At 72.8% G+C, this 15,108-nt stretch carries 14 protein-coding genes; 8 read left to right on the top strand and 6 right to left on the bottom strand.

Annotation, left to right across the window (positions count from 1 at the left end):
- Window positions 1-2: 2 nt before the first annotated feature.
- Both AAD528_RS02225 and AAD528_RS02220 read right to left on the bottom strand, forming a co-directional pair.
- The gene (locus AAD528_RS02225; RefSeq protein WP_345750396.1) at window positions 3-1,373 is read right to left on the bottom strand and encodes an FAD-dependent oxidoreductase; all 1,371 of its coding nucleotides are present in this window, start codon (window positions 1,371-1,373) and stop codon (window positions 3-5) included.
- Window positions 1,370-3,088, bottom strand: coding sequence for a dihydroxy-acid dehydratase domain-containing protein (locus tag AAD528_RS02220; protein WP_345750395.1), 1,719 nt, complete (start codon window positions 3,086-3,088; stop codon window positions 1,370-1,372). Before AAD528_RS02220 ends, AAD528_RS02225 begins: the two co-directional genes overlap by 4 nt.
- Before the next feature lie 180 nt (window positions 3,089-3,268).
- Here AAD528_RS02220 and AAD528_RS02215 point away from each other — a divergent pair, with 180 nt between their 5' ends.
- The 7 genes from AAD528_RS02215 to AAD528_RS02185 all read left to right on the top strand — a co-directional run bounded on the left by AAD528_RS02215 (window position 3,269) and on the right by AAD528_RS02185 (window position 9,153).
- On the top strand, window positions 3,269-3,823 hold the full coding sequence (locus tag AAD528_RS02215) for a UGSC family (seleno)protein (RefSeq protein ID WP_345750394.1): 555 nt from the start codon (window positions 3,269-3,271) through the stop codon (window positions 3,821-3,823).
- 22 nt (window positions 3,824-3,845) lie between these two features.
- Window positions 3,846-4,091, top strand: coding sequence for a hypothetical protein (locus AAD528_RS02210; RefSeq protein WP_345750393.1), 246 nt, complete (start codon window positions 3,846-3,848; stop codon window positions 4,089-4,091).
- Between the two features lie 46 nt (window positions 4,092-4,137).
- Window positions 4,138-4,617 carry an acyl-CoA thioesterase gene (locus AAD528_RS02205; protein ID WP_345750392.1) on the top strand — a complete coding sequence of 160 codons (480 nt, stop codon included), beginning with the start codon at window positions 4,138-4,140 and terminating at the stop codon, window positions 4,615-4,617.
- 71 nt (window positions 4,618-4,688) lie between these two features.
- The gene (locus AAD528_RS02200; protein ID WP_345750391.1) at window positions 4,689-5,945 is read left to right on the top strand and encodes an aminotransferase class V-fold PLP-dependent enzyme; all 1,257 of its coding nucleotides are present in this window, start codon (window positions 4,689-4,691) and stop codon (window positions 5,943-5,945) included.
- 16 nt (window positions 5,946-5,961) lie between these two features.
- A complete protein-coding gene (gene sufU, locus AAD528_RS02195; RefSeq protein WP_345750390.1) occupies window positions 5,962-6,402 on the top strand; it encodes a Fe-S cluster assembly sulfur transfer protein SufU in 441 nt (146 codons plus the stop codon).
- A gap of 64 nt (window positions 6,403-6,466) precedes the next feature.
- A complete protein-coding gene (locus AAD528_RS02190; protein ID WP_345750389.1) occupies window positions 6,467-7,837 on the top strand; it encodes an O-acetylhomoserine aminocarboxypropyltransferase/cysteine synthase family protein in 1,371 nt (456 codons plus the stop codon).
- Window positions 7,834-9,153 (top strand): LLM class flavin-dependent oxidoreductase, encoded by a 1,320-nt coding sequence (locus AAD528_RS02185; RefSeq protein WP_345750388.1) that lies wholly within the window; start codon window positions 7,834-7,836, stop codon window positions 9,151-9,153. Before AAD528_RS02190 ends, AAD528_RS02185 begins: the two co-directional genes overlap by 4 nt.
- 4 nt (window positions 9,154-9,157) lie before the next feature.
- Here AAD528_RS02185 and AAD528_RS02180 read toward each other — a convergent pair whose 3' ends face one another.
- The gene (locus tag AAD528_RS02180) at window positions 9,158-10,036 is read right to left on the bottom strand and encodes an acyl-CoA thioesterase (RefSeq protein ID WP_345750387.1); all 879 of its coding nucleotides are present in this window, start codon (window positions 10,034-10,036) and stop codon (window positions 9,158-9,160) included.
- 96 nt (window positions 10,037-10,132) lie between these two features.
- Here AAD528_RS02180 and AAD528_RS02175 point away from each other — a divergent pair, with 96 nt between their 5' ends.
- The gene (locus AAD528_RS02175; RefSeq protein ID WP_345750386.1) at window positions 10,133-10,795 is read left to right on the top strand and encodes a DUF8185 domain-containing protein; all 663 of its coding nucleotides are present in this window, start codon (window positions 10,133-10,135) and stop codon (window positions 10,793-10,795) included.
- Window positions 10,796-10,801: 6 nt separating this feature from the next.
- Here AAD528_RS02175 and AAD528_RS02170 read toward each other — a convergent pair whose 3' ends face one another.
- From AAD528_RS02170 to pepN, 3 genes are all read right to left on the bottom strand, one after another.
- The gene (locus tag AAD528_RS02170) at window positions 10,802-11,233 is read right to left on the bottom strand and encodes a globin (protein WP_345750385.1); all 432 of its coding nucleotides are present in this window, start codon (window positions 11,231-11,233) and stop codon (window positions 10,802-10,804) included.
- 13 nt (window positions 11,234-11,246) lie between these two features.
- Window positions 11,247-12,470, bottom strand: a complete 1,224-nt coding sequence (locus AAD528_RS02165) for a mechanosensitive ion channel domain-containing protein (protein ID WP_345750384.1) — start codon at window positions 12,468-12,470, stop codon at window positions 11,247-11,249.
- An 84-nt stretch (window positions 12,471-12,554) separates the two neighbouring features.
- The gene (gene pepN / locus AAD528_RS02160; protein WP_345750383.1) at window positions 12,555-15,104 is read right to left on the bottom strand and encodes an aminopeptidase N; all 2,550 of its coding nucleotides are present in this window, start codon (window positions 15,102-15,104) and stop codon (window positions 12,555-12,557) included.
- Window positions 15,105-15,108: the final 4 nt, after the last annotated feature.

The raw sequence follows: 15,108 nt of genomic DNA, 5'->3' as shown, positions 1-15,108 counted from the left end.
GGCTAGGCGACGGGCACGGCGATGCCGTCGGGGATCCGCGTGCCCAGGTAGGCGCCGCCGTCCTCGAGTCGCCGCTGCAGCGCGGGGACGTCGACGCCGGCCCCGGTGCCGTCGCCCGACAGTGCGAGATCGGCGGCCTCGCCCGCGGCCTGGCCCATCACGAAGCACGGCCCGGTCACGCGACCCGACGACTGGCCACCCTGCGTCATGGAGGCGCAGCGGCCGGCGACGAGGAGGTTGCCCACGCGCTGCGGCACCAGCATGCGATACGGCAGCTGGTTGAACCCGCGCGACCCGACCGGGGCGAAGCGGAACTCGACGTCGCCCTCGACGTGCGCCTCGACGGGCCAGCCGTTCACGCCGATCGTGTCCTCGAAGTCGGCGCAGCCGAGCACGTCCCGCTCCGTGAGCTGGTAGGCGCCGACGATGCGCCGCGTCTCGCGGATCCCGATCGACGGCGCGATGTCGACGATGTACGCGTCCTGGAACCCGGGCGTGACGGCCTTGATGAACGCGAACGCGTCCTTGACCTGCCGACGCCCCTGCACCTCGCCGCGCGTGAGCTGGCGGACGTCGGTGCCGTCGACGGGCGAGCCGTCCTCGTTCGAGAGCTGCGTCAGGTTGGAGCGCCACTCGAGCGGGTTGCGCTGCGGTCGCACGATGGGCTTCTTGCGCGGGAAGCGGTGCGTTCCGGCGGCCTCGGCCTCCTCCATGAGGCGCCGCACGGTGCGCCACGCCTCCCCGGCCTCCGCGGGATGCACGCCGTTGATCCGGAACATCAGCGAGGGGTACATGAGCTTCTCGCTGCGCTCGAACGGAGCACCCGCCCACGCCGCGACGTCGCCGTCGCCCGAGCCGTCGATGAAGAACCGGCCGCGGATCGCCCCGCGGCCGGACTTCGACTCGACGATCACGGCGTCGATGTGCGCGTCGTCGGCCATGGCGACGCCGACCACCGAGGTGTGGAACAGCAGCTCGGCGCCGCCGGCGAGCACCAGCTCGTCGGCCGCGATCTTGAGCGCCGAGATGTCGTACGACAGCGCCTGGATGCGGTCGTCCACCGACAGGTGCGGCTCGTTGAGCCCGTCCATGGCGCGCATCCGGTCCAGCAGCTCGTCGGCGTAGCCGTGCACGGACTGGATGTCCGTGCCGTAGACGCGGGCGTGCATGCCGCAGAAGGTCGCGAGCCCGCCCATCGTGCCCGCGCCGCCGAGGAAGCCGTACTTCTCGATCAGGAGGGTCGAGCGGCCCGCGCGGGAGGCCGCGGTGGCCGCCAGGAGTCCCGCCGGCCCGCCGCCGATCACGACGACCTCGTAGTCGCCGATCACGGGGAGGTCGCGCGCGGGCTCGCGGATCGTCGCGGAGGTGCTCATGAGGGGACCTTCTCCTTTCGCCCCGCACCGGATGCGCAGGGACGGGCGCACAGGACGGCGCCGCAGCTGAGCGGCTGGACGAGCGCCTCGTACTGGTCGAGGTAGCCGCCGCCGCTGTCGCGGTCGGCGGGCGCCGCGTGATCGGGTCGCGCGGCGAGCTCGCCGGGGTCGACCCGCAGGTCGACGGTGCCGGCCTCGAGGTCGATGTCGATGACGTCGTCGTCGCGGACGCGCCCGAGCGGCGACCCCGGGGCCGCGGCCTCCGGCGAGACCTCGCCGACCGTGATGCCCTGGTTCACGAGGCCGCTGAACTGGCCGTCCGTCACGAGCGCGACCTTCTCGGCGAGGTCGCGCGCGTGCAGGGCGAAGATGAACGCCGAGGTCATGCCGAGGCCCGGGGCGCCGGTGACGCCGATGCCGCGGATGACCGCCACGTCTCCCTCCCGGAGCCTGCCGCTGGAGATCCCCGCGATGGCCTCCTCGCGGTTCGCGAACACGCGGGCGGGGCCGGTGAACCGTCGCGGTCCCGGGTCGGGCACGGGGCGCTTGGCGACCGCGCCGCCGGGGGCGAGCGTGCCCTTCACGACCGTGATGGCGGGATCCGTGCCGAACGGATCGGCGATGCCCCGGATGACGTCGCCGTCGCCGGGCCGCGCCCGGCCCGCGTTCTCGGTCACGGTCAGCCCGCTGACCGTGAGCTGCCCGCCGTCGAGCAGCGGCAGCAGCTCGCGCAGGATCGTCGCGGCGCCGCCGGCATCCTCGAACTCCTCCGTGAGCCGGGGGCCGTTGGGCCGCACCGAGCAGAGCAGCGGCGTCTCGCGTCCGAGCCGGCGGAACTCCTCCCACACGTCGATGTCGAGGCCCGCCTCGATCGCGATCGCCTGGAGGTGCTTGATGGTCGTGATCGACCCGCCGACGGCGAGCATCGCGCGCACCGCGTTCCGGATCGAGCCGGCGGTGATGATGGCACGGGGGCGGACGTCGTCCTCGATCAGGCGGGCCAGGGCCGCCGCCGACCGGCGCGCCGTGTCCCACATCCGCTCGCTCAGGGCCCGCACCGGCGCGGCCCCGGGCAGCGCCATCCCGAGCGCCTCGGCGACGATGTGCATGGAGTTGGCGGTCGCGAGGCCCGCGCACACGCCGGGTCCCAGGATGGCGTCCTCCGCCAGCGCCTCCAGCTCGTCGGTCGGCTCGCCGGTCACGGCGGCCTTCGAGGCCTGCAGGAAGATGTCCTCGATGTCGGTGCCGCGCCCCTCGGCGAGCCCCGAGTGCTGGTAGCCGCAGGGGACGACGATCGTGGGGATGTCGAGGCGGCCGGCGGCCATGAGGTGCGCGGGCGTGGTCTTGTCGCACGAGCTCAGGCAGATCATCGCGTCGAGCTTGGCCCCCTCGACGGCCGCCTCGATGTCGTCGACGATCAGGTCGCGGCTGGGCAGGATGTAGCGCCCCGCGCGTCCGGCGCTCGTGATGAAGTCCGACGGGGCCGTGGTGCGGATCTCGAACGGCAGCAGGCCCGCGGCGCGCAGCTCGGGCTTGAGCGCCGCGGCGATGTCGTCGAGGTGGGAGAAGCACGCCGCGAGCTCCGAGGAGGTGTTGACGATCGCGACCTTGGGCTTCTCCCAGTCCTCGCGCGGGATCCCGAGGGCCCGGTAGTGCGCGCGCCGCGTGATCGCGAGCGCGGAGGTGGGCGGCAGGTTGCTGCGCAGCTCGGGCATCTTCGTCCTCGTTCCCTGCGCGACGCCTCGAGGTCGCGCGCTGTCAGGCTATGCAGGCGATCCGCTCGCCGCGGACGTGCTTTCCGGAGGGTGAAAACGGGGCCTCCGGGCGGCCGCGGGCGGGAGCACCCTGGGTGGGCGGCCCGGCGCGGGCCGCGCCGGACCGACGGAGGCGCCCGCATGACCATCACGACCGCACGCGAAGCACTGCTCGACCCCACCGGCCTGTCGGACAGCGAGAACGACAGCACGCTGTCCCCGCGGCCCGTGAGCCTGAGGGGCCTCACCATCGGCCTGCTGGACAACACCAAGCCGAACGCGATGCTCCTGCTCGACCAGATCGCGGCAGACCTGGAGCGAGACCACGGCGTCGCCGGCGTGCGCCGCTACGCCAAGGACTACTTCGGCACGCCGATCAAGCAGGAGCTGCTGGACGAGATCGTGTCGGACGTCGACGTCGTGATCACCGCGGTCGGGGACTGCGGATCGTGCTCGGCCGCGACCGTCGCCGACGGCATCCTGTTCGAGCGCGCGGGCATCCCCACCGTCAGCATCTGCTCCGACTCGTTCGCGATGTCCGGGCAGGCGATGGCCGACGTGCAGGGCTTCCCGGGCTTCGAGTTCGTGATGGTCCAGCACCCCATGGCGAGTCTGGACGCCCCGCACATCCGCGAGCGCGCCGACCAGGCGCTGCCCGAGGTGCTGCGCATCCTCGGCGTGACCGAGACCGCCTGATCCACCACAGAGGGAGCCCACCATGACCGAATCCGTCTCCGTCGACGACGCCCTCGCGTCGTTCCGCGACATGATGTCGTCCGACGGCTACATCCTGAGCTGGACGCCCGCGGGCGAGGACAGGGTCGTCGTCACGATCGACGCGACCGAGGGGGCCTGCGAGGACTGCCTCGTCCCGCTGCCGATCATGACCAACATCATGTCCAAGGCCCTCGCGCCGACCGCGTACGAGCTCGATCACGTGGTGCTGCCGGGCAAGGCGCACTGACGCGTCGGGCACGGGCTGCGGGCGCCCACCTGGAAGAGTGGGGCGCATGACGCGCGTCCACATCCCGATCCACCGCCGCTGGGGCGACCTCGACGCCCTGGGGCACGTCAACAACACCTCGATGCTCAAGCTGCTCGAGGAGGCGCGCCTGCGCGCGTTCTGGAAATCGGAGGATCCTGCCGATCAGGCGCCCACCGCGGTGTTCGAGGCGGGGGTGCTGGAGGGCGGCGGGCCCGTCGCCACGCTCATCGCGCGGCAGGAGATCGAGTACCTCGCGCCCGTGCCGTACGAGCACAAGCCGCTCGACGTGCAGGTGTGGCTCGGGCGGCTCGGCGGCTCGAGCGCCGAGGTCTGCTACGAGGTGTTCAGCCCGATCGGCCGCGACCCGCAGGTGCTCTACGCCCGCGCGGCCGCCGTGGTCGTGCTGGTCGACACGACGACGGGGCGGCCCACGCGCCTGCCCGACGCGGTGCGCGAGACCTGGGCGCCCTACGTCGAGGATCCGATCGCGTTCGGCCGGCGCTGAGCGCGCGCGACCCGCGCCGGGCGGGGATGGGGGAGACTGGAAGACGGTCTTCGCGACGACCAGGGAGCCTGATGGACACGACCTCGACCACGCCGACCGCCTTCGCGCGGGGCGCCTATCCGTACCTGCGTCACAACGCGGATCGGGTCTATCTCGACTCCGCGGCGACGTCGCAGCGTCCCGACGCGGTGCTGGAGGCCGAGGACGGCTTCGCCCGGACGGAGTACGCGGCCGTGCACCGCGGATCCAGCATGGCCACCGGCGAGGCGACCTGGGCGTTCGAGGGCGCGCGGGAGCGGATCGCCGGATTCGTCGGCGCGGGGGAGCGCGAGATCGTCTTCACCGAGAACGCGACCGACGCGCTCAACGTCGTCGCGCTCGGCCTGTCCGATGCCGCGGCGTTCGGCGCGCCGCAGCTCGCGCTCGGCCCCGGCGACGAGATCGTCGTGACCGAGGCCGAGCACCACGCCAACCTGATCCCATGGCAGCGTCTCGCGCGTCGCACGGGCGCGACCCTGCGGGCCGTGCCGGTCGACGACCGCGGCCTGTGGGCGATCGACGACCTCGCCGCCGTCGTGAGCGCGCGCACGAGGCTCATCGCCTTCGCGCACGTGTCGAACGTGACCGGATACATCGCGCCGGTCGCCGACGTCGTGCAGCTCGCGCGCGAGTGCGGCGCGCTCACGGTGCTCGACGCGTGCCAGTCGGCCCCGCACCTGCCGCTGGACCTCGGCGCGCTCGGCGTCGACTTCGCGGCCTTCTCGTCGCACAAGATGCTCGGACCGACCGGCGTCGGCGCGCTGTACGGCCGCGCCGAGCTGCTCGATCAGCTGCCGCCGGCCCGGACGGGCGGATCCACGATCACGACCGTCACGCTCGACGACGCCGAGTTCCTGCCCGCCCCGCAGCGCTTCGAGGCCGGCACGCAGCCCGTGACGCAGGCCGTCGGCTTCGGCGCCGCGGCCGAGTACCTCTCGGGCATCGGGATGGACCGCGTCCGCGCGCACGAGGCGGAGATGGCGGGGCTGCTCGTCGACGCGGCCCGGGCCGTGCCGGGCGTGCGGCTCGTCGGCCCGGAGGCCGGCGCCGCGCGCGCGGGCCTCGTGAGCTTCGTGGTCGACGGCGTGCACGCGCACGACGTGGGCCAGTTCCTGGACGACCGCGGCATCACGGTGCGCACCGGGCACCACTGCGCCCAGCCGCTGCACCGCCGGCTCGGTGTCGCGGCGACCACGCGCGCGAGCGCCTACGTCTACACGACCGCGGACGACGTGGCCCGCTTCGGCGCGGCCCTCGCCGAGGTGCGCGGCTTCTTCGGGGCCGCCTGATGGGAAGGACCGGCCGATGAGCGCCGAGCTGGAGGAGCTGTACCGTGAGGTGATCCTGGATCACTCGCGCAATCCGCAGGGCAAGGGCGATCCGGCGACGGCGGCGCACACGCACCACGAGCTGAACCCCTCGTGCGGCGACGAGATCACGATGGGCGTGACGGTCGGCGAGGACGGCCGGATCAGCCGCCTCGTGTGGGACGGCCAGGGCTGCAGCATCTCGATGGCATCGGCCTCGGTGATGGCCGATCTGCTCGCGGGCGCGCCGCGCGAGGACGCCGTCGCCCGGATCGGCGAGTTCCGCACGATGCTGCGCGCGCGCGGCGCCGGCGAGCCTCCCGAGAGCCTGGAGGACGCGGCGGCGTTCCAGGGCGTCGCCAAGTACGTGATGCGTGTGAAGTGCGCGATGCTCGGCTGGGTCGCCCTGGAGGCGTGCCTGGCCCAGGACGGCGCGTAACAGGACGACGCACGATCCGTCGCGCGCGCCGCGCAGGTGTCACGATGGGGCCGGAGGAGACCCCATGACCCTGTTCATCGACCCGACGTCCGCCGACACCCGGCGCGAGGACCCGACGCCCGAGGGGCACGCGCCCGGCGATCCGGCGCGCCGCCAGGGATTCAGCACGCGCCAGGTGCACGCGGGCGAGCGCGCCGTCGCGGGGACACCGCGAGCCACGCCCATCTATCTGACCGCGGGCTTCAGCTTCGATGAATACGACGCCGCGGAGTCGCACTTCCGCGACGGCGAGGGCTACGCGTACACGCGCGTCGCGAACCCCACGATCGACACGGTCGAGTCGCGCATCGCCGCTCTCGAGGGCGGCACCGAGGCGCTGCTGGTCTCGAGCGGGCAGGCCGCCATGTCGGTGGCGCTCCTGAGCCTCGTGTCCGCCGGAGGACACGTGGTGTCGTCCGCCCACGTGTACGAGGGCACGCGCGGGCTGATCGCCGACAACCTGTCACGATTCGGCGTGACGAGCGACTTCGTCTGGGACATCGGCGATCCCGACGCGTGGCGCGCGCGCATCCGCCCCGAGACCCGGGCGCTCGTGGCCGAATCGCTCTCGAACGCGCGCAATGAGGTGCTCGACATCGCCGCGATCGCGGAGATCGCGCACGAGCACGGAATCCCGCTCGTCGTGGACAACACGATGGCGACCCCGTACCTGCTGCGGCCGCTGGAGCACGGCGCCGACCTCGTGGTGCACTCCGCGAGCAAGTTCCTCGCCGGGCAGGGCGCGGTCATCGGCGGCGTGATCGTCGACGGCGGCCGCTTCGACGCCGCGCACGGCGCCCTGTTCCCGCACCTGCTCGCGCCGCAGGGCCCGGGAGGCGCGAGCGTCGCCGAGCGCGCGGGCGGCCGCGCCTGGATCGCCTACGCGCGTGAGACCGTCGCGCCGCGCTTCGGATCGACCCTGTCGCCCTTCAATGCGTTCCTGATCGGGCAGGGGATCGAGACGCTGAGCCTGCGCGTCGAGCGGCAGTCGGCCAACGCGCTCGTCGCCGCGCGCTGGCTCGAGGAGCGGGACGAGGTGGTCTCGGTCGACTACGCGGGCCTCGCCTCCCACCCCCGCCCCGACCTCGCCGCACGCTACCTGCCGGACGGCCACGGCGCAGTGTTCACCTTCACGCTGCGCGGCGGGCAGGCCGCCGCGCGCGGCTTCGTCGAGGCGCTGCGGACCTTCACGCACATGACGCACATCGGCGACGTCCGCTCGCTCGTGCTGCACCCGGCGACCACGAGCCACGTGGGCCGCACGCCGGCCGAGCAGGCCGCGGCGGGCGTGCACCCGGGCACGCTGCGGCTGTCGGTCGGGATCGAGGATGTCGCGGATCTGCTGGACGACCTGGCGCGCGGCATCGCGGCGGTGCGGGTCGGGTTCGGCTCGTGAGCCGGCTGCAGCACTTCGGCTGGTTCCTCGCGCGCGGCTTCGGGCCGCACGGATGGGGGGCGCCCGCGCTCGAGTGGGACTACCGGTGGACGGCGCCCGACCTGTACCAGGAGTCCGCCCGCACGCTCGAGCAGGCGGGCTTCGACCTGCTGCTGATCGAGGACGCGCCGTCGCTCGGCTCGCCCGAGACCATCGATCTGCGCGTGCGGCAGGCGTTCGGCGGTCCCAAGCACGACCCGCTGCTGCTCGCGCCGTACCTGTTCCAGGCGACGCGGCACCTCGGGATCGTGCCGACCGTGAACCCGGCCGCGTACCTGCCGTACACGGCGGCGCGGCAGTTCGCGACGCTGCAGCATCTGAGCGAGGACCGGCTCGGGCTCAACGTCGTGACCGACACCGGCAGCGCCCGCCACTTCGGCGACGCGCCGCAGCTCGGCCACGACCAGGCGTACGACCGCGCGGAGGAGTGGCTTGCGGGACTGCGCGAGCTCTGGAGCAGCTGGGACGAGGGCGCACTGATCGCCGACCCGGCCCGCGGCCGCTACGCGGACGGGTCGCGCCTGCGCGCCGTGCGGCACCGCGGCGACCACTTCGCGTTCGACGGGCCGCTCAACGCGCTGCCGTTCGGCGACGGCGGCGAGCCCGTCATCGCCTCGCCGGGCGGATCGGGCCGTGGCCTCGCGTTCGCGGGCGCCAACTCGGACATCCAGCTCGCGCTGTCGCCCATGGACGAGCGCAGCGTCCGCGACTACCGCGCCCGCATCCACGACGCCGCTCGCGCGCGCGGCCGGCGCCCGGAGGACATCCGGATCCTGTTCGCCCTGCAGCCCGTGATCGTCGCGAGCGCGGAGGAGGCGGACCGGATCGTCGCGCGCTCGGCCGATCCGGACGACGCGACCGTGCGCCAGATCGCCGAGAAGCAGTCCAGCGACCTCGAGACCGACCTGACCGCGCTGGATCCGGATCGCCCGCTCGACCTGTCGGTCTTCGGGCCGCACGTGTCCCAGGGCAGCATCCGGCGCCTCGTCGGCCACCACGACGTCGCGACCACGCCGCTGCGCGTGCTGCTGGGCGGGCTCGCGCGCGCCGGGCGGCTCTCCGACCGGAGCGGGTTCGTCGGGACGGCGGACGAGTTCGCCGACTACATCGAGGAGCTCGGCGAGTGGGGCAACGACGGCATCCTGCTGTGGGGCGACCTGCACCCCGTCACGGTGCACCGCACGCTCGACGAGCTCGTTCCGATCCTGCGTCGCCGCGGCATCCTGCGCTCGGAGCACGTACCGGGCGGCCTGCGCGCCAACCTGCGCGCGTTCTGAGGTGTCAGCCCCGGTCGGGCACGCGCAGCATGATCTCCTGCGCCACGGTCGCGAGCAGCCGTCCGTCGCGCGAGTACAGGTGGCCCTGCGCCAGCCCGCGGCCGCCGCGGGCGCTCGGCGACTCCTGCACGTACAGCATCCACTCGTCGGCGCGGCCGAATCGGTGCCACCAGATCGCGTGGTCGAGACTCGCGGTGCGGATGCCGGGCGTCGACCACGGCACGCCGTGCGCGCGCAGCACGGATTCCTGGATCGTGAAGTCGGTGAGGTACGCCAGCGCGGCGCGGTGCAGCACCGGGTCGTCGCCGATCGGGCGCCGCAGGCGGGTCCACACGGCCTGGCGCGGCTCCTTCTCGTCGACCGACAGGTAGATGTCGGATCCGACGTGGCGCACCTCGATGGCGTTCTGCCGGATCAGCAGCGACGCCTCGGGGCGGTCCGTCACGAGCGGGGACGGGCCGTTCAGCTGCTCGGGAGCCGGCACGTCGGGCATCGGGAGCTGGTGCTCGAGGCCCGGATCCTCGTCCTGGAACGACGCGATGCCGGAGAAGATCGGCTCGCCGTTCTGGAACGCCTGGATGCGGCGGCGCGAGAACGAGCGGCCGTCGTGGATCCGGTCGACCGCGAACGTCAGAGGTCTGGTCACGTCGCCGGGACGCAGGAAGTAGCCGTGGAACGAGTGCGGGGCGCGGTCGGGCGGGAGCGTGCGCGCGGCGGCGATGATCGACTGGCTCAGCACCTGGCCGCCGAAGATGCGGCCGCCGGGCATGGGATGCGACGACGCCGTGAAGATGTCCTCGCTCGTGCGGGCGCCGGTCTCGCCGAGGGCCAGCACGCCCAGCAGCACCTCGACGGGGTCGGCGGACGGGGTCGCGTCGGTCATCCCGCCAGTCTAGATTCCCGTGCGGGAACGGCCGGATCCGTCGGCGGACCCGCGCAGGACGGTCCCGCCGCTCCGCCCCGACGTAGGGTTGATCCGGTGACGACCGCCCGCCTCGTGCTCGCCGATGCCCCCTCCGCCCAGGACGCGCTGACCTTCGCGCGCCGGGCCGCCCGGATCGGCGACGAGGGCGTGCGCCTGCAGGCCTCGCGCGGCGTGCTCGCGATGTCGACCGCGGCACTCGCACCCCGCGGACTGCTGGACCGCACGCCGACCGTGCTGGGCATGCGGGTGGTCGCCGCCGATCCCGAGCTGGAGTGCGATCTCGTGGTCGCCGAGCTCACCGAGACGGACGACGACGCGGCGCTGGCGCTGCCGGGGACCGCGCTCGCCCCGGCATGGGCGGGCGTGGCGCCGCCGCGGGGCGGCTGGGAGCCGCGCGGCGCGATCGCGGCCGCGACGCTGGCCTCGCGCGCGCAGTGGGGGATCGCCGCGGTCGCCGAGCGGGTGCCGACGGATGCGGGCGAGGACGTCGTGCGCGCGGTCCGGGGCGACGTGTGGGGTGCCCCTGACGAGGCACTGCTCGGGCTGCCGCTGGGGGTCGCGTTCGCCGCGTTCTCGCTCGGCTTCGTCGGCGGCGAGGAGGAGGCCCGCGTCACGGCCTCGGGACGCTGGACGCGCGTGACGCTGCACCGTGGGCACATCCTCTCCCGCGGCCCCGCGGCCTCGGGCCTCACCCCGGTGCGCCGGACCGGGGTCTGAGCCCCGTCAGGCGCCCGGCGTCGGGTCGAACGTATTGACCATGGCGTGTGCGGCGCGCTGCAGGTAGTCCCACAGGGTCTCCTCGTGCAGCGGCGCGAGGCCGAGCTCGTCGACCGCCGTGCGCATGTGGCGCAGCCAGCGGTCGCGGGCGTCGGGATTGACGTGGAACGGCATGTGCCGCTGGCGCAGGCGCGGGTGGCCGCGGTTCTCGCTGTACGTGGTGGGTCCGCCCCAGTACTGCTCGAGGAACAGCGTCAGGCGCTCCTTGGCCGGGCCGAGGTCCTCCTCCGGGTACATCGGCTTCAGCACGGGGTCGTCGGCGACGTCGCGGTAGAACGCGTCGACGAGCCGCACGAACGTGGCGTGCCCGCCGATCGCCTCGTAGAACGTGATCGACGGGTTCTCGCCGTGGCCCTCGGGCCGGATCCCGAGGGTCATGCCCGCTCCCCGCTCACAGCGCCCGGTCCTTGCCGGGGTGGTCGTCGTCGCCGTCCGGCGCCTCGCGCGGCGCGTCCGCGGACGGCGCGCTCTCGTCGATCTCGCCGTCCCGGATCGGCTCGTCGTCCTGCGTCGACGCCGGGGCCGCCTGGCGCGCCGGCTTGTCGTCCGGGGCGGGCGTGGTGAGCGGGGCCGCGTCGCCGGCGGTGGTCTTCTTGCGGCCGAACGGGCGCCACGACGGGCGCTCGGGGAGCGGCTGAGGCTCCGTGCGCGGCGGGTTCGCCCCGCGCACGCGCAGCGCCCCGTCCGCGCCGGCGAGGGCGATGGTCTCCAGCGAGGCGAGATCGAGCCCCAGGTCGTGCACCGCCTCGCGCAGGCGCATGCGCAGCGCATGCGCGACGTCGTCCTTCGCGCTGGGCTTGGCGCGCAGCACCAGGCGGATGCTGAGCGTCTCGCCGGACACCGACTCCAGGCCCCACACCTCGGGACGGTCGATGATGCGCGAGCGCCACCGCTTGTCCTTCGCGAGCGCCTCGGCGGTGTCCAGCAGCGTGTGCTCGACCGCCTCGACGTCGACGTCGGCGGGCAGGCCCACGTCGATCACGACGCGCGACCAGCCCTGCGACATGTTGCCGATGCGCGTGATCTCGCCGTTGCGGACGTACCAGAGCGTGCCGTTCACATCGCGCACGTGCGTGATCCGGACGCTCACGAACTCCACGACGCCGGTCGCGAGCCCGAGGTCCACGACGTCGCCGATGCCGACCTGGTCCTCGGCGACGATCAGGATGCCGTTCAGCACGTCCTTGACGATGTTCTGCGCGCCGAAGCCGAGACCGGCGCCGATCGCGGCGCTGATCAGCGCGAAAGAGCTGAGGATGCCGGAGTCGATCGCGCCGACGATCAGGATGATCGCGACGATCACGACCGTCGTGTTGATGATGTTGGTCAGGATCGAGCCGAGCGTGCGGGTGCGCTGCACGAGCCGCACGGAGGCGAGCGGCGAGCGGTCCAGCGCACGCGTGTCGTCGATCTTGGCCTTGCTCTTCGCGCCCCGCACGATCCGGTCCACGACGCGGCGCACGAGCAGCCGGAGCACCCAGGCGATCAGCGCGCACACGACGATGATGATCGCGATGTTGAGGGCGACCATCCCGGCCGCCCCGAGCCACTGGAGGAACTGTTCGCCGAAGGTCAGCGCCTGGTCGACGGCATCATCGGTGTTGGTGGAAGTCATCCCCTCCAGCGTAAGACGCGAGCCCCGGCGCACGTGTCGTGTCGCCGGGGCTCGCCGAGGATGTTCAGGCGGTGCGGAGGGAACTCACTCCGCGTCCCGAGCCTGGGCGGCCAGCGCCCGCTCGACGCCCGCGAGGTTCTCCAGCACGATGCGACGCAGCGCCCCCGGGGCCTCGGGGTTCCCGGTCAGCCAGGCGCGCGTCGCCTCGCGCAGCGCCGCGTCGGCCAGCGGGGCCGGGTAGAGCAGCTCGCACAGGTACTCGGCGATCTTGTACGACCGCGAGCCCCAGATCGGCAGCAGCATGTCGAAGTAGCGCCCCACGTAGTCGCCCAGCAGCGACCGTCCCGCCGGGTGGACGAAGCCCACGGCCGCGGAGCGCACGATCGTGTTGGGCAGCGTGTCCTGGTCGATCAGCGACGCCCAGGCGGCGGCCTTGGCCTCGGCGGTGGGGATCGCCGCGCGCGCCTGCGCGGCGAACTCGCCGCCCTTGGCGGTGTTGTCCGCCGCCAGCGCCGCGTCGATCGCGGCGTCGTCGGCCACGCCGCTCGCGGCGAGCGAGACGAGGAGCTGCCACGACAGGTCGGTGTCGATCGTCAGGCCCTCGAGCACGATCTCGCCGTCGCGCAGCCCGCGGACGATCTGGCCCTGCTCGGCGGTCGTGGCAGCGGACGCGAACGCGGTCACGAACTGCAGCTGCGCGTCGCTGCCGGCCCCGGCCGCCTGAGCCAGCGCCCAGAGTCCGTCGGCGACGCGGAGCCTCGTGACGTCGCGGTGCTCGGGCGCGACATAGGCGTTGGCCGCCAGCTGCAGCTGCGCGAGCGTCGTGCGGATCGTCGTCGACTCGGTCTCGCGGCCGATGTTGCGCAGGACGAGGTCGACGTAGTCGCTCGCCGCGGACTCGGCATCGCGCGTCTGGTCCCACGCGGCGCCCCACACGAGCGAGCGCGCCAGCGGGTCCGCGATGTCGGCCAGGTGGTCGATCGCGGTGGCGAGGGAGCGGTCGTCCAGGCGGATCTTCGCGTACGCCAGATCCTCGTCGTTCAGCAGCACGAGGTCGGGGCGGCGCACGCCCTTCAGCTGCGGCACCTCGGTGAGGTCGCCGTCCACGTCCAGCTCGACGCTGTGCGTGCGCGTGAGGGCGCCGTCCTTCAGATCGTAGAAGCCGATGCCCAGGCGGTGCGGCCGGATCGTCGGGTAGTCGGCGGGTGCGGTCTGGGTGATCGCGAAGCGCGAGATGGTGCCGTCGCCGGACTCGTCGATCACGGGGGAGAGGGTGTTGACACCGGCCGTCTCGAGCCACTTCCTCGACCAGCCGGACAGGTCGCGGCCGCTCGTGCGCTCGAGCTCGACGAGCAGATCGCTCAGCTCCGTGTTGGAGAACGCGTGCTTCTTGAAGTACGCGCCCACGCCCGAGAAGAACCCGTCGATGCCGACCCAGGCGGCGAGCTGCTTGAGCACCGAGCCGCCCTTGGCGTACGTGATGCCGTCGAAGTTCACCTGCACGTCCTCGAGGTCGTTGATCTCGGCGACGACGGGGTGGGTCGAGGGGAGCTGGTCCTGGCGGTACGCCCAGGTCTTCTCCATGGCGTTGAACGTGGTCCACGCCTCGGTCCACTCGGTGGCCTCGGCGGTGGCGATGGTCGACGCCCACTCGGCGAACGACTCGTTCAGCCACAGGTCGTTCCACCACTTCATGGTGACGAGGTCGCCGAACCACATGTGCGCGAGCTCGTGCAGGATCGTCACGACGCGGCGTTCCTTGACCGCGTCGGTGACCTTGCTGCGGAACACGTACGTCTCCGTGAAGGTCACGGCACCGGCGTTCTCCATCGCGCCCGCGTTGAACTCGGGCACGAACAGCTGGTCGTACTTCTCGAACGGGTACGGGTACCCGAACCTGTCCTCGAAGTACGCGAATCCCTGGCGGGTCTTCTCGAAGATGTAGTCGGCGTCGATGTGCTGCCACAGGCTCCTGCGCGCGAACACGCCGAGCGGGATGACCCGGCCCTCGGAGTTGGTCAGCTCCGATCGGGTCTCCTCGTACGGACCCGCGATCAGCGCCGTGATGTACGACGAGATGCGCTGCGTCGGGGCGAAGCCCCAGGTCGCGGTCGAGGCCTCGTCGTGCGTGATGGGCTCCGGCGTCGGGGCGTTCGAGACGACCTTCCACCTCGCGGGAGCCGTGACCGTGAACTGGAACGTGGCCTTGAGATCGGGCTGCTCGAACACCGCGAACATCCGGCGCGAGTCGGGCACCTCGAACTGCGAATACAGGTACGCCTCCCCGTCGACGGGGTCGACGAAGCGGTGCAGGCCCTCTCCGGTGTTCGTGTAGAGGCAGTCGGCGTCGACGACGAGCTCGTTCTCCTCCTCGAGGCCGTCGAGCTGGATCCGCGAGTCGCGGAAGACGACGGACGGGTCGAGCTCGCGCCCGTTCAGCGTGATCTCGCGCACCTCGCGGGCGATCAGGTCGATGAACGTCGCGGAACCGGGCGTCGCGGCGAAGCGGACCACGCTGCGCGAACCGAACACCTCCGCGCCCTTGGTCAGGTCGAGCGCGACCTCGTAGGAGCGGGTGTCGATGACGGCGCGGCGCTCGTGCGCCTCGATGCGGGTGAGGTTCTCTCCAGGCACTGCT

This window comes from Microbacterium rhizophilum, assembly GCF_039605615.1.
Classification (GTDB): Bacteria; Actinomycetota; Actinomycetes; order Actinomycetales; family Microbacteriaceae; genus Microbacterium; species Microbacterium rhizophilus.
The sequence above is the reverse complement of the archived record's forward strand: the minus strand, read 5'-3'. Positions and strand labels throughout refer to the sequence as shown.